This window comes from Brumimicrobium oceani (assembly GCF_003143775.1).
Classification (GTDB): Bacteria; Bacteroidota; Bacteroidia; order Flavobacteriales_D; family Crocinitomicaceae; genus Brumimicrobium; species Brumimicrobium oceani.
The window spans coordinates 31,669-54,820 of the sequence record NZ_QFRJ01000001.1; the positions used below are offsets into that span (position 1 = coordinate 31,669).

Sequence of the window (23,152 nt, forward strand, 5' to 3'; positions counted from 1 at the left end):
ATTTATTTAAAAATAATTTAATCGTTGAGTCAGGTATTTTTCTCGATGACTGCCTTTCGAAAGACCCAATAAATTGCATTAATTTGTAAGTACAATTCAAAACATAAAAATATTGAAAACGATAAAGAGAAATATTTGGATGGATATAATGGGCTGGAGCCTATTAGCGATAGTGCTTTTGGTGATCATCCCCATGTTATATCCAGCTGAATTACCCTTGGTTTATCATATTTATCACATCATACTTTTTGTGGTTTTATTTATCGTTTATTACCTCAACACCAATATTATTATTCCAAACGTGATCAAAAGAGGGATTAACCTCAATTATATTTTATTGTTTTTGGGAATTTGTGCTTTGGTGATCAGTCTTATGAATTTTATAGGAAATGAATTAAACATTCGCGCCTTGGTTTATCAAAGCCTTTATCCGAATGAAGAGTACAGACCTGAGGAGAAGAAATCTTATATCAATTACTATTTATTTTTTCAAACAGCCTTGGTTTTATCTGTAGGATATATCAATCAATCCTATAGAAAGTGGAATTTGGAAGAACTCAAAAACAACGAGCTGAGAGAACGAAAAGCCAAAGCTGAATTGGAAACGCTGAAAGCGCAAATTCAACCCCATTTTTTCTTCAATACCTTAAACACAATCTATGCGCTCACACATACAGATTTAGAAAAATCACAGGAAGCCATTTTGAAACTTTCGAAAATGATGCGTTATGTTATGAATGAAGAGAACAAGTTTTATGTTAAACTAGCTGAGGAAACATCCTTTATTCATAATTATCTAGAATTAATGTCGCATCGACTACCTAAAAATGTGAAGTTAAGTTACGAATTAACAGAAGAACATCCCGAAACTCAAATTGCGCCGATGATCTTGCTCAACTTTATAGAAAATTGTTTTAAGCACGGAGTGAGCACAGAACATGAATGTTTGATTAATATCTCTACACATTTTGAAGGAGATTATTTTGTGTTGTCTACTGAAAATGATTGGTTGAAAAATCATCAAAGCAATAAATCAAAAGGCATAGGAATCAACAATTCAAAAAAGCGTTTAGAGATTATTTATCCCGAAAAACATAAACTCGAATATGAAGTCAAAAAAAATAGATATCACTCTAGTTTGAAAATAAAATTGGTATGAAAATAAGTTGTATAGCAATAGATGATGAGCCTTTGGCATTGGAAATGATCAGAAAACAAATTGAAAAAGTTGATTATTTAGACTTGAAAGCTGTTTTCAATTCTGCTCCTGAAGCATTGAAATATATGTCAGAACATGAAGTAGATTGTATCTTTCTAGACATAGAAATGCCGGATTTAAATGGTCTTGATTTGGCTAAAATCATTCAACAATTTGCTCAGAAACCTGAAATTGTTTTCGTTACCGCTTTTAATCAATACTCCTTAAAAGAATTTAAAACCCAAGCCACTGACTTTCTACTAAAACCTTTTGGATTTGAAGAGTTTAAGACAGTTTCCGATAAAATTAAGGAGATTCAACTTTTAAAGGAATCAATTTCAGATCAAGAAGCAAATAAAGATGATTTCTTCCTTCGAGTTGAAGCCCGACAAGTAAAGTTAAATCCCTCCCAAATTATTCTTTTAGAAAGCATGGGTGATTATGTTAAGATATTTTTTGAAGACAAAAAAAGTCCATTAATTCCTTTAATCACCCTGAAAAAGATCAAAACCTTTTTGCCTGAAAAAATGTTTCTACAAATCAATCGTTCGCAAATCATCAACCTTCAAAAAGTTGATTCTTACGGAAAAAGCAATCTTACTATTGGTGAAAATAAATTTAACGTGAGTGATACTTTTAGAGAAAGCTTTGAGAAGGCTAAGGACGGGTTCAAAGTGATGGATGGAGGCTGAAATGTTTGTAAATGATATTTACTGTGAAATAAGCTAACATTCATAAATGAGTATTTATTCAGGCTTTAAACGAATTAGATGGCTCAGGTTCAAATGATGAAATTCATTATCCTTTAATCTACAATTCCATCCCCCTACAACTCCACAAACTCCCAAACTGGATTCCCCTTCTGCCCTGTCTCAGAGTAAAAATCTACGAATCTCAATTTATAATAAATTCCTTCATGGTCTTGTGAAACATATAAAAAATTTTTCAATATCGAGTTTGCAAAATATTAAATGGATTTTTCTCTAAATAACCTTATTTATCTCAACTATGCTCAATCACACCCTCATTATTAAGCTCTACAAAACTACTCCTTTCCAAAGCTTTCTTTATGAGTAATGAGTTATTTCTGAACAAATCAAACAACTGTCGATTCTGCAAATTACCTGTGGTGATTAAAAATATTTTTTTTGGTTTTCCTAAACTCATGTGCGAATGGTAAAAGTCAGAATCTTTGGTGGTCACAATTAGCTTGTGTACATCTGCATATTTCACAACTTACTTATCAGGAGTTTCATCTCCTTTAGGAAGCTCGTCAACATGCATAGCATCTATACCAAGTGAAATTAATATCTCACAAAGTTTTTTTTGGTAACTGTGCATCTATAATCAACATTATACTGAAATCTTGGTATAACTTGAATATTTCGTCAATTTTGTAGCATAGGCCAAGCATGCAAAAACATCCTCTTTTGTCAAATTAGGATAATCATCTAAAATTTCTTCTATTGTTGATCCTGCTGAGAGAAGATCTAATATCAAGTCTACCGTATATCTTTTATTTCTTATCGTGGGTTTACCATGACAAATTTCAGGGTTGATTGTAATTCTATTTAATAATTGATTACTCATAGTGGAAAGATACAGAACATTTTATTAAAATTTGAATTTTGGAATTGTAATTTCATTCCCCTTACAACTCCACAAACTCCCAAACAGGGTTGCCTTTTTCGCCTGTTTCAGAATAGAAATCAATGAATCTTAATTTGTAGTAAATGCCTTCGTGATCTTGTACCACATAAGAAATATCGGTGTTGATTTCATAGTCGTTTCCTACTAAAGTTTTCCACCCAAAACCTATGGTGTTGGTCTTTTCGGACAAGATGAGGTTTTCTGCGTAGGCTAAATTTATGTCCTCAAATGAAACCTCAGTAATTGCAGCGACTTTTGTATCAATTCTATTGGTGAGAACTCCTGTGAGTAGGTAAGGAGTAACAACTGGTTCATAAAATTGGTGAATGTATTGTGTGAAAACGATGTCCCAGTCTTTTGTTTTTGGCGAAACTTCTTCTTCTGAATTGTTTAACATGCTGAAATAGCTGAAGTTGTACCCATCTTTCTTTAATATTGTTGCCGTCTTGGATAAAGTGGTTTCAATTTTAGCAAATTCGAAAGTGTAGGTTGTGGCTGTTACTTCATTGATTTTGAGTTTGTAAAACCCGATAGCGTTTCCTTCAGAAGAATAGCCCATGTCGATAATTCGCACCAAGCCATCTTCCCAATTTCCTACTCCTGTAGAATCTAAATTTCCGGTTGCATTGTCAAATTTCGGATGAACAAGGTATCCGTTTTCGCTCGTGATTTCAGACAATTCCGTTTTGTCGGTGCTATAAACCATCATGTTTCTGGCAGTATTGATAATTACACGACTGCCATTGTCTCCAGTTTCAAAACCAATATCCCAAATGTCTTTTGAGTTTTTTCCTGTCATTTTATTGGCTGAAAAATCAAAGTAGATTTGGTATGCATAATTCGCTCCCATGCTAACTTCTCCCGTTTTTAAATCTCCAGCCTCTCTTTTAGGAACAGGCAGTTCCTCTTTTAAACATGAAGTAAATAAAATTGCGCTAATAAAAAGTATTGTTAATCTCATCTCTCTCTCTAAGTTTAATTTTTGTTTAATTGTAGCCTAATTCCTAGGTGGTAAACACGCCCCATTCCAATGCTCACACTTCCAGAACTTACTGAGTGTGCGCCTTCGCCACTAGCAGATCCAGTAATTGAGGTGACATCAAATAGGTTTTTAACACCCACTGTAATTTTAAGTCTGTTCTTCCAAGCAAATTTTGAAATTGCTACATCTGCAGTATGATAATCGTTGATTTTGGACTCATAAAGCTCTCCGTCTGCGTTGGTGCGAATATTTGGTAGAACTCCTGTATATTTATAGAAAACAGCAGTTTGTAATCCGATTTTCTTCCAGTTGTGTTGCAAGTTGAATTTTACCTCAGGAGAAAACAGGAAGTTCGTAGAATTTGAATTTTCTTCTGCCAAATCGTTGTATCTTCCAATGTAACCCAATCCAACTCCCGTGGTAATGTTTTTGAAATTCAAATTGCTTTCCACTTGGGCTCCTGTGGTGGTATATCTGTCTAAATTGAAATAAGAATATTCTGTTGCTGAGGCTTGTGCCAAAGTGATTAATTGATGAATATCGTTATAGAATAATACTATTTTGTTCTTTAGTTTTGCCTCTTTCAGTTTAATGTTTTGATGCAATGACAAATTAAAATGATTGGCATATTCAGCTTCTAAATCTGGATTTCCGACGATATTGTGGTTAATGTCGACAAATACATAATGCAATTCTTTAATTGATGGAGCGCGGAAACCTCTGGCATAGGAGGCACGCAGACTTAGCTGCTGAACCGAATTTTTAAAGAATTCATATTTAAGGTTAAGTGATGGGGTTACAGGTGCATTATATTCCGTGTTGTAGCTGTATCGAATTCCTGGACGAATGATCAAAGATTTCACTGGGGAATATTCCGCACTTGCGAAAATGGCATAATCTCCGATGCTTTGTTTTTTATCCAAAATTCTTTCGCCATTTGCAATTTCGTGTAGAATATCGTAACCTATTTCGTAATTGATTTTGCTGTTGATTTTAGTTTGAATCAAGCTTCCTCGCGCGATGAAACTGTGATATGCAGAAGTATCGTGATCCGATGGGTTCCCTGAAATAACATCAGAAATCTCTGTTAAATCTCTAATTTTAGTGTTTTTTTGTCTTAAATATCCGTTGTATGCCGCAATGAAGGAAAGACGGTAGTTGTTTTTAAAACGGTATTGAAAGTTGGCTCTTTGATTAATTCTTGTTGTATTATAATAGTCATCAAAAGCCGCTTGCTGATAGGGTGGACGTGGCATTCCTCGATTGATAATGTTTTCATTAAAAAGCTGACCACTGTAGTTAAACAGCGTGTTTTTTCTATTGTATCGGTAGTTAATTCCACCAAAAAGTTGCTCTTTTGGGTTCCATTGTATTGCTCGAGTGCTGTCTGCAATCGGTTTTGGGTCGTAGTGAAAAGCTTCATGTGAAGAATCCCAACCATCAAAAAAGTGGCGACCTCCTTCCAAACGAATCTGGTGTTTTTTGATTTGCCAACCCAAAGAAACGGTGTTGTTTGCTTTTCCGCTGCTTTCAAAGTAATTGTTGGAGCTCACTTCAAATTTTTTCCCCTGATTCTTTTTGGTAATGATATTAATTGTCCCTGCCAAAGCATCCGTTCCGTAACTTACAGAAAGTGGACCTTCAACTATTTCTATTCTTTCAATGCTTTCTAATGGAATTTGAGATAAGTCAATGTTTCCATTTAATCGGCCAGTTAAAGGAACACCATCTACAAGAATCTTGACATTCTCTCCTCCAATTCCTTGTAGTTGCATACTACTTCCTAGGATATTGTCTTCTCCCAAGCGAACATTTAATTCGTTGGTGAGCACATCTTTTAAATCTTGAGCAGCCATGGATTCAATCTTTTGGCGATCGATGACTTTAATATTGTGCACTGCGTTTTCAACCAGTTGCGATTTGTATTGCGCGGTTACCGCTACTTCGTCAAACTCTTTCACAGCAGAGGCCAAAGCAATTGCGGTATCTTTAGAGATCACTAAGTTCTCTAATCGTTTCTTTTCGAAACTTGAAAAGGAAATGGTCATGGTGATAGGCTGAAGGGTAAATGCTGTTTCAACTTTTAATTCACCGTTATAATTGGTCGTAAAATTGAAAGTCTTTTCATTGAGAAGAATGTCAATCCTAGCGCCAGGAATGGGTTGACTATCTTCAAGAGAAATCACTGTTATGGTTTGACCACTCACGAATTGTGTAAAAAATAAAAGTAAAACGAGTGTATTGAAATTGCTTTTAAAATTCGATTTTGTATTCATGATTTTTCTTTTGACAGTCAACCCTTATTTTTTTTTTGAGTTTGAATTATTTTCCTTTCTAACACAGAAAGTTTAGTCAACATTAATAATTACTATTTCTGAATTATAAAGCTTGATAGCAAGGCGCATGAAGTTTTTTAAGCCAAGGAGTCGACTTTTGTCAATGACTGTTTCAAAAATAATTGCAACGCAGCTATTGGGCTTTATAAGCGGAAATAACCACCTATTCTGGGCCTTAATCAGAATAGGTGGAGTAAAACAAATTATGAAAGATTATTTCTGATTAAGGTAGCTGGTAATTACAGATTGAATTTCTTTCTGAGCTGCAGCTTGGTCATAATTGTCTCCTGTGTATTTGTCTCCCATTCCAAATAATTGCTCGTACATTAACTTTTTATCCACTTTTCTTTCGAATTTCATTGTTTTATTTGCGGCAATAGTTTCTGTCCAAACAGTTCTTACATCTGCCCAAAAACGGTGATTCTCTTTCCACCAGTCAATTGCAGGCTGACAGTCATAGTCTCCTTTTGTGAAAATCTCGTGACCTTTTTCCCAAGTAATTAAGTGATCTTTTCCATCTTCATCACGGTAGATTTTTTCATTGTCTTGTTCCAAATTCCATCCATTTTCCGTGATTTCCATTCTGCTGTGTCTTTTCGTTACATTGTAATCCTGACGAACTGAAGATTCACGTCTTGGCAATGGCGCATCAGCAGTAGATTCCCAGTAGTTTTTTCCATCAACATGAACCCAAGTTCCGTATCCTTCATAACGTGGACTGTCATCTACCTGGAAAACTTTTTGTGTCCAAGTTCCTTTGGCATCTTTCTTAGAAATTTTGTTGTTTTTCCACGTTCTGTCTTTGTCATACATTAAGATTTGTTGATTTTCATACAACCAATCTTGGCGCCAATGTTTCACTAGAAAAGTGTCATTGATTACTAAAATGTGTTGAAGGGAAATAAAATCTTCTTCGTTTTCTATTGCAAACACGTACTCAGTAGCCTGAGAAGAATAGTTGTCGTATTTTACGTATCCTGTATCAGGAGAAAAGGTTTCTGCAAAATCGAATGTTACTTTATAGCAACCTTCCATTTCTAAAATTGATTTTCTGTCTTGCTGTTTTTTGTCTTTTTGTGCAAAAGAAAATGTGCTTGTTAAAGCTAAGGCAATAAAGAGTATCTTTTTCATAACTTATTTTTTGTTTTATTTGTTTTTAATTTTTTCGTCGCTTTCGGCAAGCTCAATCACCGAAGTGTAGACCGTTGACTGAGCTTGTCGAAGGCAACGATGTTTTTAATGTGTTTATTTTTTCGTCGCTTTCGGCAAGCTCAATCACCGAAGTATAAACCGTTGACTGAGCTTGTCGAATGGATCGAAGGCAACTGTGTTTAAGAATAAAAACACAACATCTCTTTTACTTAATAATCAATTTCTGATTAAATTGTTGCTCTCCAGAATTTACATTCACAATGTAAACTCCACTTCTGAAAGCATGAACAGGAATGTTTTTTACATCGAAATCAGATTTTCCAGTAAGTACTTGTTCATACATTATTTGACCTTCCATGTTTAAAATTTGAACAGTTGTAGCATTTGCTTCCATGTTATTCAAAATGAAAGAAACATTGTTTGTTGCAGGGTTTGGATAAACCATAACTTCAGCTTTTGCCATTCCGTTTTCGTCAACAGATAATGCAGAAATCTTTTCTTTTGTGAATTCGAAGTTACCATCTGAACTTCCACCAAATCCAGTTGGAATCAATTTCCAAACATCTCCTGCTTGCGTTTTTACGAAGTAAACTACATCATCTGTAACTTCATAACTCATAGTAGAAAACATGAATTCTTTCCAGTCTGCACCAATAGTACTGATGTCGTTGGAGAAAGTTTCTGCTCCCCAATCGTTGTAGTTGGCCACATCTGCAACCCCATCAATTTGTACAACTTCCGTGTTTGGACCAGCAATAATACCTGTTAAATTATAAGGAGTTGGAATAAAACCTGTATATCTTCCGAAAAATAAGTCCCAGTTCTCTAAAGTTACCGGTTCGTGGTCAACAGCTGTCTCATTTTGAAGAGAGTAGTAACCGAAGAGTTTGTCAGCATAGTCTGCTTTGGCAACACTTGCTTGCACTTCATTTGTTCCATCTAGGTGAGCAAAAGTAAAGTCAAATGCTCCGCTGGCCATTTGGTCTATGCGTAACTTTCTGTAAGAATTATCCATTAATTTAACAATGAAAATAGAATCTCCAGAAATAATGTGCGTGTTCATGTCATAAACTCCCCAGCCTACATCAAAAGGATCATTTGAGTTTATATTTTTGTCTAAAGCCCCATAAAACCAAGTGGTTTCATCGTTGTAGTTAGGCGTCCATGTCGACAATCCTGACGTGTCTACAGTTGCCCAATCATTAATATCACCATTTGGGTAAGGGTAAATCATAACACCGTTTCCGTTGTTGGCCCTGATAGAAGTTCCAAAACCACTTAAATCGAATGTTAAATCCCAATTAGCAGTGGGATTAGAGCCTTGAACTCCATTTTCTAAACTGTACCAAGTGTCGTTGACATATCCAGCTCCTACACTAACCGTTTCCGAAATGGATTGAGCGTTTATAAACTGACTTCCTGTAAAAAGAAGTGATGCGAAAAGTAAATATTTTTTCATTGTATTTATTTAGATTAATTACAAATAACGTTCGCAAATGTAGAGGGAGAATCTCGAAAGGCCAATACCAAAAAGTGTGTATTCATTGGTGTTTGGACAAAAATACCGTGTTCAGGGTATTTTTAGTTGGAATTGATTTCGGTGTGATTATTTATTTATTTTTGCCTTATTTAGAATAAATCTAATTAGTATGAAGACAATTTTGACTTTAATTTTAGTGTTGGGAACTTGGACAGTTTTCGCGCAAAAGAATGTTTTTTTAAGCAATGACTTCTGGAGTAAAACCACGAGCATTGAGGAGGTAAAAGAGCAAATAGATAAAGGGAATAGCCCAACGGAATTTTCCAAGTTTAATTTTGATGCAACGGCCTACGCAATTCTCAATAACTCTCCATTAGAGACAATTCAATTTCTATTGGCTATTGAAGGAAATGAAGTAACCAAAATAACACATGACGCGAGAAACTACTTAATGTGGGCAGCATATAGAGGGAACTTTGAGTTGACAAAATATTTAATGGAAGCTGGTTCTGATATTCATATTATTGATGATAAAGGAAATAATTTACAGACTTTCACAGCTATGGGTGGGGTTGCAGATCACAGAATTTATGATCTTTTTAAAGCCTACGACTTAGAGTTGAATGCACCCAATAGAGAAGGAGCGATAATTATCCATTATGTTGCACAACATGTGAATGATATCAAGGAGCTTGACTATTTCCTCAAGAATGGAATGAGTCTAAAAGCGAAAGACAAGAACAACAGCACGGTTTTTCATTATGCAAGTTCACAAGGGAAAATTGAATTGCTCGAACAACTTATTGCCAAAGGCTTAAACCCAAGTGCAATCAATGACAACAACGAAAATGCTTTGTTTTTTGCCGCAAGAGGAAAGCGCGGATTTCGTAATGAATTGCCAATTTTTGAATATCTGGTAAGCAAAGGCTGCGAACCTACCTTAACAAATAATTCAGGAAGTAATCTTCTTCATTATTTGGCTTCAGGAAATAAAAATAAAGACGTTTTTGCTTATTTCATAGATCAGCAGGTAGATGTTCAAAAGGTGAACAAGGAGGGGAATACACCACTCATGATTGCCGCAGCAAGAAACAATGAAGTGAGTTTGTTGGTGCTATATGAGATGACTGAGGATAAGTTTTTGGTCAACGAAAATGGCTACAATGTACTGACTTATGCTTTACGAAGAAAGAATACGGGCTTAGCGGAGCGTGTTCTAAAACAGGGGATTGACTTTAAATTAAGAGATAAAACTGGAGATAATCTAATTACTCATTTGGTGGCTACTTACAACGAAAAGGAAAAGGAGTTTTTTATTCATTATTTTAAAATGTTAAAAGAGAAGGGAGTTGAGGTGCAGGAAAGTACAATTCATTCTGCCACAGCCGTTGAAAATGAATTTTTAGTGAACACTTTATTGGACGCTGGACTTGACATCAACGCTAAAAATGAAGAAGGAATAACAGCCTTGCAATTGGCTGCTATGAAAGGAGATCATACAAAGTTTCTTAAGTTTTTAATCAGCAAGGGTGCTGATAAAAACGTAAAAACTGATTTTGATGAAACGGTTTATGATTTAGCGAAGAGCAACGAGCTTTTGGAAGGTGATTTACAATTTTTAAAATAAGTAAAATGAAAAGTATATTGATTTTTGGTTCAATCTTCATCAGTCTTTTGATGAATTCTTTCGGTACAAATGCGCAAACTATTGGCGGTGAATACAAATGCCTAATCCAATTAAAAAACTACCAGGGTGAAGGCGCCTACATTATTGTTTCTGTGATTGATGCAGAAGATAAATATGTGGAAACTTTACGTGTTTTGGGAGATGATCACGAGTGGTATCCAGATCTTGAATCATGGCACAATTTCAGAAAGAAAAACAGACATCAGCCAAGGTTAGATGGCGTAACAGGCGCTACAATAGGAAGTGGTGAGCGTTCGGTAATTAATTTTAAAATTGATCCCAAATACATCGATAAAGGCTATTCTTTGCGCTTTGAAACAGCAGTCGAAGATAAAAGCTACCACGTGAAAGATGTTGTGGTGGAATTAACTAAAGATCAAATCAAATTAGGGAAATATGAGGGTAAAGAAGGTTTTATTCGCCAAGTAAGATTAATTCCTGTCAATAAATAATCAGCTTATTCTATGCTTACCAGTATCCGCAAGAAAATTACTCTTTTTCAAGTCTTTGATAAGAAAACTCCAAAGGCAAGGCTTGTGAAGTTTTTAATCATCAGGAGTTTATTTTTATAAATGCCTGTGAATCAAAACAAGCATAACGCAGTATTTGGGTTTTTCTTGCAAAGACTAGCTAATTTTTGGAGGACAAGCCATCTACTTTTAGCGGTATTTTCAAGCGTATTCTTGTTGATCGCCTCAATTTCGGGAATTATACTTTCCACAGCACCTGTGGCTGAGCATTTTAGTTCTCCAAGCGACAAGCTTGCAACAGATACAACCCGCTTATCGGATATTGTTCCCCAATTAAAAGAGGACTACATAGAAGTTTTCTCCCTGTCTGTAGATCAAGAGAAAGCCGTACAAGTGGACGTAATTGGATTTGATGAAAATCCAGACGGCGCATTTTATATTCACCCAAGCACAGGAGAAAAACTAGCCGATCTTCCACCCAAAAATGAAGTTTATACTTGGGTAACAACTTTGCACCGCTCCCTTTTTCTGCACAACACAGGCAGGATTTTTATGGGAATTACCGTTTTCTTGCTTTTACTGATAACTTTAAGCGGAATGGCTTTGGTAATCAAACGCACCAATGGATTCCGAAACATTTTCGCTCACATAAAAAAGCAAAATAGCGCCCAGTTTTATCATACTATTTTAGGGAGAATCGCTTTTGTTCCGATCGTTATCATGGCTTTTTCGGGGTCCGTCTTATTTTTAAATACGCAATTTAAACCTCAAGGAAATAGAGAGATTAATCTTGAAGTTAGCAAGAAAAATGAAAATTTAGAACTACAGGATTTTCCTATTTTTCAAAATACCTACTTGTCAGAGGTTAAAACGCTTAACTTTCCTTTTTCTAGTGATGAGGAAGATTATTTTGAATTAGAACTTCAAGACAGAGCCATAAAAATTAATCAGTTTACGGGAAGCATAATCGCAGAACAAAAAGCAACTTGGATTGAGAATTTAACAACATTATCTATAACATTGCATACAGGGAGAGGCCAATGGATTTGGGCGATAGTCTTGGGCTTAATTTCGCTAAACCTCCTGTATTTTATGTATTCGGGAACTAAAATTGCTTGGCGCAGATTGTCTTCTAAGTCTCGCAATAAGGTAAATCCTGAAGACGCTGAATTCATCATTTTAACGGGATCGGAAAATGGCTCCACTCGAAAATTTGGTCAGCTGCTGTTTTTGGCATTGGTGAATTCTGGTAAATCTGTTTACATCACAGACATGAATCACTACCAAAGCTTCCCAAAAGCAAAGCATTTGGTGATTATGGCTTCGACCTATGGTGACGGAGATCCGCCGTTTAATGCGAGACATTTTCTTTCGAAAGTAGAGGAAATAGAACAAAGGAATACATTAAAAACGCATGTCATTGGTTTTGGATCGATGATTTACCCTCAGTTTTGCCAGTTCGCTATAGATGTTTATGATTCACTCGATAAGAAACTTGGATTTGAACTGAAGGCTCCACCAACATTAATTGATGGAAGATCGCAAACCAGTTTCTCTTTGTCTATTGAAGAATGGAAAAAGCAACACGCCTTAAGCTTTGAACTTCCGAATGAAGCGCCAAAGAAAACGGAGCACTTGTTGCCTTTTGAAATTAATCAAAAACAAGTGGTGGACGATGGTTTTGGTTTGACTTTTACTTTGGAAGTGACTCCTAAAGAGCGAATTAACTTTCAGTCTGGAGATTTGTTGGCGATCGCTCCACCGGGGGATGATGTGGCCCGCTATTATTCCATCGGAAAAACAGAAGAAGGAAATATTCTTTTGAGCATTAAAAAGCATGATGTTGGAGAATGTTCCAATTTTTTATTTAATCAAGAAGTGGGAGGAGAATTTATGGCTTACCTCAAGGTAAATAGTAAATTTCATTTACCCAAAAAGGGAGATGTATTGATGATTGCCAACGGAACGGGAATAGCCCCTTTTCTGGGAATGAGTTCCTTGTTTTCTAAGCAAAAGAAAACTTTTTACTTGGGCGGAAGAAATCCCCTAAGTTTTAAGTTGTATCATAAATTTATACAGCACAATAAATCAACAGAATTATTTAATAAGCTGCATTTTGCTTTATCAAAAGAGGAAGGAAATCAGCGCTATGTTCAAGATTTAGTCATTGAAAACAGAAGTGAAGTGGTGCGCTTATTAAAAAGTAAAGGCAATATTATGATTTGTGGTTCCATAAAAATGAGAGACGGAGTTTTGGATGCGCTAAAATTAATATTGAAGGAAGAAGGACTGCCACCTTTGGAGAAATATATTGAGAAAGGGAAAGTGTTGATGGATTGTTATTGATATGCATTTGCGCTACGCTGAAATACAATAAGCTGAATTGCTTTTTCCCACACAGTTTAAATTCTTAATTCATTTGAATGCCGAGAAGTCTCTTTTAAAGTGTTCGATAGGCCGGTAAAATAGGAGGTGAGCGACATTCTCTCATTAAACGCGTTGCAGAACCATTTTTGTTTTCGATATTGCAGCATCTTTTGGCAAAACATTTAAAAATGGACATTGAACAGATCTTTAGAAACAATCAAGATTGGGTAAAGAAAAAATTAGATTTAGACGCTAATTACTTTGAGAATTTGGCAAAAGGTCAAAATCCAGAAATACTTTACATCGGATGTTCTGATAGTAGGGTTACCGCCGAAGAATTGATGGGAATTGATCCTGGAGATGCTTTCGTTCATAGAAATATTGCCAATATGGTTCCCAATACCGATTTGAGTGTAATGTCAGTCATTGATTATGCGGTTACTCAATTAGAGGTGAAAATGATTGTGGTATGTGGTCATTATTACTGTGGAGGCGTTAAAGCGGCAATGCAATCTTCCGATTTAGGGTTATTGAATCCTTGGTTGAGGAATATAAGAGACGTATATCGCATTCATGAAAAGGAGTTGAATTCAATTGAAAATACAGAGGATCGCTATAAACGTTTGGTAGAATTAAATGTGCAGGAACAATGTATCAATGTCATAAAGACGGCCGCCGTTCAAAAAGCAAGCAAAACACGAAATATTGATGTTCATGGATGGGTTTTTGACATTCATTCTGGAAAATTAATCGATTTAAACATAGATTTTGAACATATTTTGAGCGAAATTAAAGAGATTTACAAATTGGATTAGCAGGGCTTTGCTGATCTGAATAGCTGTGTTTTAGGAGTGATTATTAAAAAAAAAGAAAGTAAAATATGAAAGCAATAGGAAACATTATCTGGTTGGTATTTGGTGGAATTTTCATTGCTATTGAGTACCTAATTTCTAGCATTCTAATGATGCTTACCATTATTGGAATTCCCTTTGGAATTCAAACATTAAAATTGGCAGGTTTAGCTTTATGGCCATTTGGAAAGCAAACACGAGTAGTTGAAAACTCAAATGGAGGCTTGTCCTTCATCATGAACATCATTTGGTTTTTCGTTGGCGGATTTTGGATTTTTCTTTCGCACTTCTTATTTGGAATTTTGTTCGCCATTTCAATTATCGGTTATCCTTGGGCAAGACAACATTTCAAATTAGCGGTTTTGGCATTAACGCCTTTCGGAAGAGAAATTATTGAAAAATAAAGAGTTACTATTCCTTTTCTAATCTTTCAATCATAGCTTTCATTTCCTTGATTTCTTTTTCTTGAGCTTTGATAATATCTTGGGCCAGTTTTTTCACTTCTGGATCGCTTATTTCTGCATTTTCACTGGTTAAAATAGCAATTGAATGATGAGGAATCATGGCCCGCATCCAGCGAACATCTTCTACAGGGATTTGCTGACGTACCATAAAAGTGGAAAAGCCCATTAGAATCAAACTTCCCAATACGATTAAGGCATTCTTTATTTTATTGGTGTACATTTTTCGCATAAAAAGAAACATGATGATCGCCATTCCTCCAATTCCTATAAATGTCATGTACATTCTTGTCCAACTAAAATAAACGTGACTGAATTCATAAGTGTTGAAATACATGGTGATGTACATTGAAATTGCAGAACAAATCAACATAAGGATGAACTTGGTGTAATTGAACTTTTCCATTTTTCGTGTTCTTAAAATTATTTTCCATCAAATTAGAAAATCTAGTTCTGCTATCCAAAAATCAATCTTATTTTTGCATTTATTAAGAGTCTAAAAACAATTAACGTAAAAGAGTGTTCTTTTCTCGTTAGTGTCGGTTTACGACCAGCCACTAATTAATTGGAAATGCATTACTTTACAAAGGTGAAGGTAATTGTTTTTTTCAACTCAAGGCTTATAAAATAATGATATGAAGTCTGCAATTATTCTATTTTTCTTCGGTTTGTGTTTTTCAACTGCTTTTGCTCAAAAAACAGGTGTAATTACGGGAACAATAAAAGATAAAAATCTACAAGAAGCCTTGATTGGTGTTGTCGTTACTTTGTCGGGTCCAGATACTTTAAAGGCCACAACAGATTTAGATGGAAAATTTAACATCAACGCACCAGTGGGTCGCTATAATTTGGAGACTTACTATATTGGTTATAAGGCTTTTATTATCTATAATGTGAATGTTAGCTCGGGTAATGCACAAGTCATTGAAATAGAGTTGGAAGACAATGTTGAAGAGTTCGGTGAAGTCACAATTAATGCTTCAAAGTCGGTGAGAGCTACAGACATGGTGACACCTTTGGCTACTCAAAAATTGACCGCCGAAGAAATTAAAGTAAATCCAGGAGGAAACTTTGACGTTTCAAAAGTAATTCAAGTTTTGCCAGGTGTTGCAGGAGGATCAACTCCAAATAGAAACGACATTATCGTAAGGGGGGGAGGTCCAAGTGAAAACGTTTACTATTTAGATGGAATAGAAATTCCTGTATTGAATCACTTTCAAACACAAGGAGCGAGTGGTGGAGCAACCGGAATTTTAAATGTGTCATTCATAAGAGAAGTTCAATTGACCTCTTCGGCTTTTGATAGTCGGTATGACAATGCCTTGGCCTCCACAATTGTGATAAAACAAAGGAACGGAAACCCAAATAAATTAAGTGGAAATGTGCGATTATCGGGAAGTGAAGCGGCTATTACCCTGGAAGGACCATTAGGGAAGAATACAACTTTTTTAGCTTCTGCCAGAAGGTCATATTTGCAGTTCTTGTTTCAGTTACTTGATTTGCCAATTCGTCCAGATTATTGGGACTTTCAGTACAAAATTAACCATAAAATCAACGCGAAAACAGAGTTGAATTTTATAGGGATTGGAGCAATTGATAATTTTGAATTAGCTGTTCCTGAAGAAGCAGATGCTACTACAGAATACATTAACCGAGCGAATCCACTCATTAAACAATGGAATTATACCGTAGGAGCATCACTAAAAAGATTGATAAACAAAGGATATTTTACTGTTGCTTTAAGCAGAAATATGTTCTTTAATGGAGCAGATAGATTTGAAAACAATGCAACCAAAGAAGGCAGCGAATTATTCAGTTTGAAAAGCCATGAAATAGAGAATAAGTTAAGAATCGACTTTAATCAATTCTTTAATGGTTGGAAATGGAGTTATGGATTAGGTGCACAATATGTGAAATACGATTTAGATTTATTCAACACCGTACAAGATGAAATAACAGACCCATTCGGCAATCTTGTTTCTCCAGCGATCACTTTTAATAGTAATTCTGAAATGGAATTTTATAAATTTGGAGCATATTCTCACTTAAGTAAATACTTCTTCAAAGAGAAATTACTGCTTACAGGAGGTGTGCGTTCCGACATGAATTCATTTACAGCATCTGGCTTAAATCCCTTGAAAACAATTTCTCCAAGACTTTCTTCTTCTTGGGCATTCAACGATAAATGGAATGTTTCAGCTTCAATAGGTTCCTATTACAAATTGCCCGTTTATACCGCTTTAGGTTTTAGAGATTCAACTGGAAATTTGGCCAATAAAGACTTAGATTATATCAATTCTATTCATTATACTGTTGGAACGCAGTTTATTCCGAAGAATGATTTGCGATTCACTTTAGAAGCATTTTACAAGGATTATAGAAATTATCCTGTTTCATTAACCGACGGAATTTCAGCAGCAAATATCGGAACAGATTTCTCCACTGTAGGGAATGACAGTTATGCTTCTATTGGAAAAGGCCGTGTTTATGGAATTGAAGCCTATGCACAGCAAAAGTTGATCAAGAATCTTTTTTATATCATAAGTGCGACAGTTTATAAGTCTGAATTTTCAGGGGCAGATGGTCAATTTAGTTCTTCAACTTGGGATTACGGTTTTGTATTCTCCACAACTTTTGGTTATAAATTCAAGAAAAACTGGGATTTAGGAATCAAGTACCGCATTGCAGGAGGACAACCTTACACACCATTTGATCTTCCAGCTTCGCGAGCAAATTATCTAACAACAGGAGTGGGAACGCTAGATTTCTCTCAATTAAACAGCGAAAGGTTACCCGTCTTCCAGCAACTGGATTTACGTGTCGATAAAAAAATCAATTTTAAAGAGGTGAGTCTGACGCTTTTCGTAGATATTCAAAATGTATTCTTGTACAAAGCTGGTCGACTACCCAATTATACATTTAAAAGAAACGCGGACAACACAGGATTTGAAACGACAGATGGAAATCCAATAGCCAAAGATGGAAGCAATGGAATTCCGGTGATTCTGGATGAAAGATCAGCTACGGTGGTGCCTTCGATTGGATTTATATTTGAATTTTAGGCAATTAACAATTGAAGTTGGGGATTGATATTAATGTGTAAGCAGTTGTAAGTGAGCGCTTCCCCCTTTGGAGGTGGACAAGGGGGAGGATTTGTTTCATCTAATTTAACGGGTTAATCTTTTGATCTGATGAACTAACTTTATTGATGCTATTGTATAACACCTGTTTTTCACAACCTTTGTCCGACCACTATGGGATAATTTCTAATTTGAAAATTCATTTCATACAAATCATAGCCTTTCGCCCAATAATCCTTTTGAATTTTGTTTAAGACGAATCCGTTTTTTTCATAGAACATGAACGTCAATTGGGAAGTTCTCACGTTAATGGTGTCGATGTTTTGCATAGATTTCAGTAATTCCAGCCTATGTTGAAGTAATTTACTACCAATTCCTTTTCCTTGGTGATTCGGATGAATGAAATCCCAGCTAATTATTCCCGTTTTCTTTTCATCTTCGAAATTAATTCCGCCAGCTCCAATTATTTCATCGTTCATTTCAGCGACAAAATACACTTCAATTTGATTGCCTAAATAGCATTTCAAATCCTCTAATTCACTTTCAGCGAAATATTTTGGAACGTTTGATTTGAAAATTTCAACGACTTTACATTTGTCTTTCGTTTGATATGCTCTGATTTTTAGATTTCTCATTAGTGATTTTTCGAATAGAAATTGCTGTATAATGTTCTAATTTAATGATTTTTCTGGCTTTTCATTCCCTTTCTTTGTCCTACCATTGAAGAAAAGCATTAGAATATATGCTAAATTTGTTCTCCAATTATCAATACGAAAGAACAGACAATGAATTCATATTTTAAAGATTTTCTACTCAAAAACACTCAAGCAAAAGACTGCAAAGAAATTGAAATGATTCAGTCTTTGTGGAGTGGTTATGGAAAAATTTCTAGAATTCAATTGGACGGAGCAGCTGTTGAAACTGTTGTGGTAAAACACATTTCACTAGTGAAAGCCCTTGCTCACCCCAGAGGATGGAATACGGATAACTCGCACAATCGAAAAGTGAAATCCTATCAAGTGGAAACAAATTGGTATGAAAACTACAATCAGCGCTGCACAAGTGATTGCCGAACACCACGGTTTTTAGCTTCATTTTCGCGTGACCAAGATCAATGGATTGTTTTGGAAGATTTGGATACTCAATATCCTCTTCGAAAACAACATTTAAAGATTTCAGAAGTAAAAATATGTTTAAAATGGCTGGCGAATTTCCATGCAACATTTCTCAATGAAAAGCCTGAAGGATTATGGGAAATTGGAACCTATTGGCATCTCGCCACTCGACCAGATGAATTTGCTTCAATGAAAGCCTCCGAATTGAAAGATAAAGCCAAAACCATAGATGAAATCTTAAACAATTGTCAATACCAAACTTTCGTACATGGCGATGCAAAAGTGGCCAATTTCTGTTTTTCGAATGATGAAAACTCAGTTGCAGCCGTCGATTTCCAATATGTTGGAGGAGGATGTGGAATGAAAGACCTAGCTTATTTTTTAGGTAGTTGTCTCACTGGAACTGAATGCCAAAACCACGAAGCTGAATTATTGGATTTCTATTTTAATGCACTTGAAGTTGCTTGTCAGAATAAAATAAGCCCCAATCAATTTATCGAACTAGAGCAGGAGTGGAGAAGGATGTATCCTATTGCTTCCGCAGATTTCACGAGGTTTTTAATGGGCTGGATGCCGGGTCATGAAAAGGTGAATGGGTATAGTTTGGGATTGCTGGATGAGGTCTTGGCTGATTTCTAATATGTGCTTAAAACTGTTTAAACTTCAATTTTTATTTTAAGTTTGAATAATAGAAACAAAATGAACTCTTATGAAAATCAAATTAGACCGAAAAAACGAATTTTTCCACTTTACAGCACAAAACGAATCAGGATTAAGCCTAGAAATAGATGGTTCACCAGAAATAGGAGGGGAAAACAAAGGTTTCAGACCTATGGAGTTAATGTTGTCGGGAATTGCTTCGTGTTCCACCATTGATTTATTGCTGATATTGAAGAAACAAAAACATCTGGTGAGTGATATTAGAATTGAAACTTCGGGTGAAAGATCATCAAGTCCTGCAAAAGAATTTACAAGCGTTCACCTTCATTATATTCTTACTGGAGAAATTTCTTCTGACAAATTAGAACGTGCGATTAACTTAGCAATTACGAAATATTGTTCGGCAATTTTGTCGTTGCATCCGGATATTAAAGTGACGAGTAGTTATGAGATTCAGTAAAATGAAGCTAGTTTTAACGAATCAATCTTAATGAGTCTGCATTGATAATTTCTTTTCCATCAACTTCCTTAACTTTACTGGCCAAATATTATCTCAATGCAAACTGTTCTAACTCCCTTAGAATCTATCCTTATCAAGTCCTACAAGGCGGAAATGCTTTCCAACATGGAAGCTAATCCAGCTGATTTTATGGAGTTGGTTGAATTGTCTGTGACCGATAAACAACCGTATTCGTGGCGTGCAACTTGGTTGTTGTGGAGTTGCATGGAGAAAAATGATGCGCGTGTTCAAGCGCATGTTTCCACAATGATAAAGCAACTCAATTCTTTTAAAGATGGACAGCAGCGAAATTTGATAAATATTCTGCTAAAAATGGAAATTCCTGAAGAATACGAAGGTTTATTGTTTGATTCTTGTGTGGATATTTGGCTAGATATCAATAAACAATCTTCCGTCCGATTTAAAGCTTTTGAGGTGATTTTTCAAATGGCTAAGAAATATCCAGAACTGAATAATGAAATAGAATCATTAACAGATAAACGATTTGTAGAGCCACTTTCTGCTGGGATTAGAAAATCGTTAACTAAAATGCTACAAACTTTTGGGGATGCAAGTCACTAGTTTTTGGGCTCTAAGATGTTATGTACTTGAATCATCACTAAAGCCTCTTCTAAAATGTTTTTAAGATGAAGCAATTCATTATAAGTAAGCACAACTTGGATATTGTCATTCATCGTAGGAATTTGAATACTTTTTAAGTCCTGCATTTCTAATTCCTCAGGGAACTTGGCTTCATCAAATACCATTTCACTAAAACTCATAAATTCTTCGTAATCCAAGCACATTCCAGTTGTTCCGAAACTCAATTGATAGTTTCCACAGTTTTTACATACAGCGATATATCCATGCTTGCTGTGAGCTAAAATTTGTTCTGTCATATCTATACTTTTTTATTTGGATTGATTCTAAATAATGAGATAAAAGTATAATTTTCGTAGTGAGTTGGCAATACCTTTTTTAGGGTAATAATTTCCAGAGATAAAAATACTTAGGGTTTAAGACGCTAGAAATCCGTGATTATCCGTGCTGCTAAAACGGTGACTGCGGTGACTGAGTTTACCGATGTGCCGCGTTCCATTACAGCGCAAACCAATTGCCAGGGAATACAACTTAAATTATTTCCTTGCTGGAAAGTTTCTAATTGGAGGCATTTATTTTAAAAATCTCTCAATAAACTCATTTTTAAATGCTCGACCTATTGGAACAACCTTCTTGTTTTCTAAGTAAATTTGATTTCCAGAAACCTTTACTACTTTTTCCGTATTCACAATATATGATTTATGGACCCTGCTGAATTGATGTGTGGGCAGAGTTTGCTCCCAAAATCGCAATGTTTCAGAGGAAAGATATTTGTTTGTTTCATGATGAATTTCTGTGTAGTCTGCGTCAGACATGATATAGGTTATGTCGTCTATTTTGATTCGAATATGGTCAAATCCACTTTTAATGAAAATATCTTTTTTGGAATCTCCTCTGTCGTCATTAAGTCTAGCTTCAGATTGTTTTTTTGTTTCGACTTTAGAAACGGCTTGCACAAATCGTTGAAAGGAGAAAGGTTTTAACAGATAATCAACGACATTTAATTCATAACCTTCTAATGCAAATTCTGAAAAGGCAGTCGTAAAGATCACTTGTGGTGGTTGGTTTAAGGACTTCAAGAAGTCAATTCCCGATATTTTAGGAAGGTGAATGTCTAAAAACATTAAATCTACTTCATTAGATTTCAAAAATTCAATCGCTTCCAGTGCATTGTTAAACACGGCTTCTAATTGTAAAGCTTCAAAATCTAAAATGTATTTCTTTAGAATGCGCTGTGCAGGCAATTGATCTTCAATAATTATACATTTCATTTTGAGTTAGTTTTATTTAAACCAATGATTAAATCTACAATGAAGTACTCATTATCAATTGTTGTTATTTTTAAATCGTGTGCGTTGGGGTATAACAAAAGCAATCTTTTTTGAACGTTTTCTAAACCAATTCCACCACTTAAACAAGAAGTATTGCTCTGATTTCTATAGGTGTTTTTGCATTGGAATTTTAAAGTTCCGCTCTCCAATTCTTCCAATAAAATTTCAATTTCTATTTCATCACTTTGACTTGATGAACTGTGTTTGAAAGCATTCTCAATAAAAACAATTAAAATCAAAGGAGCTATGTGTTTTGTGTTGGAGATGTTTTTCGTGTTAAAAGTTACTTTTCCTCTGTCTTCAATTTGAAGTTCACTTAAACTGATGTAGCTTTTAATTTGTTTGATTTCATTTTCTAAAGAAACATAATCAGCTTTGCAATCATAAAGCATATACCTTAAAACAGCTGACAACTCTAGAATAATTTCAGGTGTTTTTGGCGATTGTTCAACCGCATAAGCATATACATTATTCAAATTATTGAATAAGAAATGGGGGTTGATTTGAGATTTTAGAAACTGTAACTCACTTTCTTTTGCCGCGCTTTTTAGTTTCTCTATTTGCTTTTGATTTCTAAGTAAATCCCAGGCGAATTTGAAACTCACCAATACTGTTAATGTTGGCACTGTACCCAGTAAATTCCGAAATACGCCAAGAAATTTTCTTCCCCGTGTGTCTGGATAATAGATTTGTTCTAGAACAGCTTCTTCGATGAAAATAATGATGCCAATCAATACTAAAACGTAGAAAATAAATCCAAAGTATTTTCCTTTATAAAGAAATTTCGGAAGTAAAATATAATTGATGATCAACGCAGGTATGGCATAATTTAAATAGAAATAGATTTTGAATAGTTCAATTTCTGGATGCCGACGGTCGAATGCAAAAAAGTGAAGACAATAAGATTCAAAGCAATTTGAAATATGATCTCCTTGAGGGTTATTTTTTTAAATTCAGACTTAATCAAGACTGTAAAAGTAAGGAATAGAAAGCTTATTTAGTTAAAATTTATGGTGAACGACATTTTCTAAGCTTCCAACAACATTTTAGGAAAAGCATTGGGTTTACTGTTCTTTCATAGAAAGTAACAGTGGTGAAGATATAGGGTTTGATGTGTTCCCGACCAGATAAATACATTCTGTTGTTCCTTTCACAGGGTTTAATATGTTGTTCAACGGATTTTATTTCTTTATTCAGCGATTGTTTTATTGATTTGTAGCGTAATTCAAAAAC

General features: G+C 35.1%; 22 protein-coding genes. 11 read left to right on the top strand and 11 right to left on the bottom strand.

What is annotated here, in order from left to right; all coding sequences use genetic code 11:
- Positions 1-112 precede the first annotated feature (112 nt).
- Together DIT68_RS00150 and DIT68_RS00155 are read left to right on the top strand one after the other, a co-directional pair.
- Positions 113-1,159: a sensor histidine kinase gene (locus tag DIT68_RS00150; protein WP_109357797.1), complete on the top strand. Its 1,047-nt coding sequence runs from the start codon at positions 113-115 to the stop codon at positions 1,157-1,159.
- The gene (locus tag DIT68_RS00155; RefSeq protein WP_109357798.1) at positions 1,156-1,890 is read left to right on the top strand and encodes a LytR/AlgR family response regulator transcription factor; all 735 of its coding nucleotides are present in this window, start codon (positions 1,156-1,158) and stop codon (positions 1,888-1,890) included. The genes DIT68_RS00150 and DIT68_RS00155 overlap by 4 nt, the downstream gene beginning before the upstream one ends.
- A 310-nt stretch (positions 1,891-2,200) precedes the next feature.
- Here DIT68_RS00155 and DIT68_RS16670 read toward each other — a convergent pair whose 3' ends face one another.
- From DIT68_RS16670 to DIT68_RS00180, 6 genes are all read right to left on the bottom strand, one after another.
- Complete coding sequence (locus DIT68_RS16670; protein ID WP_158276075.1) at positions 2,201-2,431, bottom strand: DUF5615 family PIN-like protein; 231 nt, start codon at positions 2,429-2,431, stop codon at positions 2,201-2,203.
- A 120-nt stretch (positions 2,432-2,551) separates the two neighbouring features.
- Complete coding sequence (locus DIT68_RS00160) at positions 2,552-2,788, bottom strand: DUF433 domain-containing protein (RefSeq protein ID WP_109357799.1); 237 nt, start codon at positions 2,786-2,788, stop codon at positions 2,552-2,554.
- 61 nt (positions 2,789-2,849) lie between these two features.
- Positions 2,850-3,809, bottom strand: coding sequence for an HmuY family protein (locus DIT68_RS00165; RefSeq protein WP_109357800.1), 960 nt, complete (start codon positions 3,807-3,809; stop codon positions 2,850-2,852).
- Positions 3,810-3,823: 14 nt separating this feature from the next.
- On the bottom strand, positions 3,824-6,106 hold the full coding sequence (locus DIT68_RS00170; RefSeq protein WP_109357801.1) for a TonB-dependent receptor: 2,283 nt from the start codon (positions 6,104-6,106) through the stop codon (positions 3,824-3,826).
- Positions 6,107-6,379: 273 nt separating this feature from the next.
- A complete protein-coding gene (locus tag DIT68_RS00175; RefSeq protein WP_199223356.1) occupies positions 6,380-7,297 on the bottom strand; it encodes a DUF6607 family protein in 918 nt (305 codons plus the stop codon).
- 226 nt (positions 7,298-7,523) lie between these two features.
- A complete protein-coding gene (locus DIT68_RS00180; protein ID WP_109357802.1) occupies positions 7,524-8,777 on the bottom strand; it encodes a T9SS type A sorting domain-containing protein in 1,254 nt (417 codons plus the stop codon).
- A 190-nt stretch (positions 8,778-8,967) separates the two neighbouring features.
- Here DIT68_RS00180 and DIT68_RS00185 point away from each other — a divergent pair, with 190 nt between their 5' ends.
- From DIT68_RS00185 to DIT68_RS00205, 5 genes are all read left to right on the top strand, one after another.
- Positions 8,968-10,425 carry an ankyrin repeat domain-containing protein gene (locus DIT68_RS00185; RefSeq protein ID WP_109357803.1) on the top strand — a complete coding sequence of 486 codons (1,458 nt, stop codon included), beginning with the start codon at positions 8,968-8,970 and terminating at the stop codon, positions 10,423-10,425.
- Between the two features lie 5 nt (positions 10,426-10,430).
- Positions 10,431-10,937: a DUF2271 domain-containing protein gene (locus DIT68_RS00190; RefSeq protein WP_109357804.1), complete on the top strand. Its 507-nt coding sequence runs from the start codon at positions 10,431-10,433 to the stop codon at positions 10,935-10,937.
- A 120-nt stretch (positions 10,938-11,057) separates the two neighbouring features.
- Positions 11,058-13,301 carry a PepSY domain-containing protein gene (locus DIT68_RS00195; protein ID WP_109357805.1) on the top strand — a complete coding sequence of 748 codons (2,244 nt, stop codon included), beginning with the start codon at positions 11,058-11,060 and terminating at the stop codon, positions 13,299-13,301.
- Between the two features lie 209 nt (positions 13,302-13,510).
- A complete protein-coding gene (locus DIT68_RS00200) occupies positions 13,511-14,137 on the top strand; it encodes a carbonic anhydrase (protein ID WP_109357806.1) in 627 nt (208 codons plus the stop codon).
- Positions 14,138-14,202: 65 nt separating this feature from the next.
- Entirely contained in the window at positions 14,203-14,577 is a 375-nt protein-coding gene (locus DIT68_RS00205; protein ID WP_109357807.1) for a YccF domain-containing protein, read from the top strand.
- A gap of 7 nt (positions 14,578-14,584) precedes the next feature.
- On the opposite strand, the gene DIT68_RS00210 is transcribed toward DIT68_RS00205, so the two are convergent.
- Entirely contained in the window at positions 14,585-15,040 is a 456-nt protein-coding gene (locus DIT68_RS00210; protein ID WP_199223357.1) for a DUF305 domain-containing protein, read from the bottom strand.
- 229 nt (positions 15,041-15,269) lie between these two features.
- Between DIT68_RS00210 and DIT68_RS00215 the strand changes: the two genes are divergently transcribed.
- Positions 15,270-17,696 carry a TonB-dependent receptor gene (locus tag DIT68_RS00215; RefSeq protein WP_109357808.1) on the top strand — a complete coding sequence of 809 codons (2,427 nt, stop codon included), beginning with the start codon at positions 15,270-15,272 and terminating at the stop codon, positions 17,694-17,696.
- A 170-nt stretch (positions 17,697-17,866) separates the two neighbouring features.
- On the opposite strand, the gene DIT68_RS00220 is transcribed toward DIT68_RS00215, so the two are convergent.
- Complete coding sequence (locus DIT68_RS00220; RefSeq protein WP_109357809.1) at positions 17,867-18,349, bottom strand: GNAT family N-acetyltransferase; 483 nt, start codon at positions 18,347-18,349, stop codon at positions 17,867-17,869.
- A gap of 150 nt (positions 18,350-18,499) precedes the next feature.
- Here DIT68_RS00220 and DIT68_RS00225 point away from each other — a divergent pair, with 150 nt between their 5' ends.
- The 3 genes from DIT68_RS00225 to DIT68_RS00235 all read left to right on the top strand — a co-directional run bounded on the left by DIT68_RS00225 (position 18,500) and on the right by DIT68_RS00235 (position 20,570).
- Positions 18,500-19,468: an oxidoreductase family protein gene (locus DIT68_RS00225; RefSeq protein ID WP_109357810.1), complete on the top strand. Its 969-nt coding sequence runs from the start codon at positions 18,500-18,502 to the stop codon at positions 19,466-19,468.
- 70 nt (positions 19,469-19,538) lie between these two features.
- Positions 19,539-19,949, top strand: coding sequence for an OsmC family protein (locus DIT68_RS00230; protein ID WP_109357811.1), 411 nt, complete (start codon positions 19,539-19,541; stop codon positions 19,947-19,949).
- 96 nt (positions 19,950-20,045) lie between these two features.
- Positions 20,046-20,570 (top strand): hypothetical protein, encoded by a 525-nt coding sequence (locus DIT68_RS00235; RefSeq protein ID WP_109357812.1) that lies wholly within the window; start codon positions 20,046-20,048, stop codon positions 20,568-20,570.
- On the opposite strand, the gene DIT68_RS00240 is transcribed toward DIT68_RS00235, so the two are convergent.
- From DIT68_RS00240 to DIT68_RS00250, 3 genes are all read right to left on the bottom strand, one after another.
- Positions 20,567-20,887 carry a DUF6686 family protein gene (locus tag DIT68_RS00240; RefSeq protein WP_109357813.1) on the bottom strand — a complete coding sequence of 107 codons (321 nt, stop codon included), beginning with the start codon at positions 20,885-20,887 and terminating at the stop codon, positions 20,567-20,569. The genes DIT68_RS00235 and DIT68_RS00240 overlap by 4 nt on opposite strands.
- 273 nt (positions 20,888-21,160) lie before the next feature.
- Positions 21,161-21,859, bottom strand: a complete 699-nt coding sequence (locus tag DIT68_RS00245) for a LytR/AlgR family response regulator transcription factor (protein WP_109357814.1) — start codon at positions 21,857-21,859, stop codon at positions 21,161-21,163.
- Positions 21,856-22,653 (bottom strand): sensor histidine kinase, encoded by a 798-nt coding sequence (locus tag DIT68_RS00250; protein WP_233244122.1) that lies wholly within the window; start codon positions 22,651-22,653, stop codon positions 21,856-21,858. The genes DIT68_RS00245 and DIT68_RS00250 overlap by 4 nt, the downstream gene beginning before the upstream one ends.
- Positions 22,654-23,152: the final 499 nt, after the last annotated feature.

Bases quoted from the DNA above. Each gene is read 5' to 3' on its own strand.
- DIT68_RS00155 (WP_109357798.1), top strand. From the start codon at position 1,156: ATGAAAATAAGTTGTATAGCAATAGATGATGAGCCTTTGGCATTGGAA.
- DIT68_RS00160 (WP_109357799.1), bottom strand. From the start codon at position 2,788: ATGAGTAATCAATTATTAAATAGAATTACAATCAACCCTGAAATTTGT.
- DIT68_RS00165 (WP_109357800.1), bottom strand. From the start codon at position 3,809: ATGAGATTAACAATACTTTTTATTAGCGCAATTTTATTTACTTCATGT.
- DIT68_RS00170 (WP_109357801.1), bottom strand. From the start codon at position 6,106: ATGAATACAAAATCGAATTTTAAAAGCAATTTCAATACACTCGTTTTA.
- DIT68_RS00175 (WP_199223356.1), bottom strand. From the start codon at position 7,297: ATGAAAAAGATACTCTTTATTGCCTTAGCTTTAACAAGCACATTTTCT.
- DIT68_RS00180 (WP_109357802.1), bottom strand. From the start codon at position 8,777: ATGAAAAAATATTTACTTTTCGCATCACTTCTTTTTACAGGAAGTCAG.
- DIT68_RS00185 (WP_109357803.1), top strand. From the start codon at position 8,968: ATGAAGACAATTTTGACTTTAATTTTAGTGTTGGGAACTTGGACAGTT.
- DIT68_RS00190 (WP_109357804.1), top strand. From the start codon at position 10,431: ATGAAAAGTATATTGATTTTTGGTTCAATCTTCATCAGTCTTTTGATG.
- DIT68_RS00195 (WP_109357805.1), top strand. From the start codon at position 11,058: ATGCCTGTGAATCAAAACAAGCATAACGCAGTATTTGGGTTTTTCTTG.
- DIT68_RS00200 (WP_109357806.1), top strand. From the start codon at position 13,511: ATGGACATTGAACAGATCTTTAGAAACAATCAAGATTGGGTAAAGAAA.
- DIT68_RS00205 (WP_109357807.1), top strand. From the start codon at position 14,203: ATGAAAGCAATAGGAAACATTATCTGGTTGGTATTTGGTGGAATTTTC.
- DIT68_RS00210 (WP_199223357.1), bottom strand. From the start codon at position 15,040: ATGGAAAAGTTCAATTACACCAAGTTCATCCTTATGTTGATTTGTTCT.
- DIT68_RS00215 (WP_109357808.1), top strand. From the start codon at position 15,270: ATGAAGTCTGCAATTATTCTATTTTTCTTCGGTTTGTGTTTTTCAACT.
- DIT68_RS00220 (WP_109357809.1), bottom strand. From the start codon at position 18,349: ATGAGAAATCTAAAAATCAGAGCATATCAAACGAAAGACAAATGTAAA.
- DIT68_RS00225 (WP_109357810.1), top strand. From the start codon at position 18,500: ATGAATTCATATTTTAAAGATTTTCTACTCAAAAACACTCAAGCAAAA.
- DIT68_RS00230 (WP_109357811.1), top strand. From the start codon at position 19,539: ATGAAAATCAAATTAGACCGAAAAAACGAATTTTTCCACTTTACAGCA.
- DIT68_RS00235 (WP_109357812.1), top strand. From the start codon at position 20,046: ATGCAAACTGTTCTAACTCCCTTAGAATCTATCCTTATCAAGTCCTAC.
- DIT68_RS00240 (WP_109357813.1), bottom strand. From the start codon at position 20,887: ATGACAGAACAAATTTTAGCTCACAGCAAGCATGGATATATCGCTGTA.
- DIT68_RS00245 (WP_109357814.1), bottom strand. From the start codon at position 21,859: ATGAAATGTATAATTATTGAAGATCAATTGCCTGCACAGCGCATTCTA.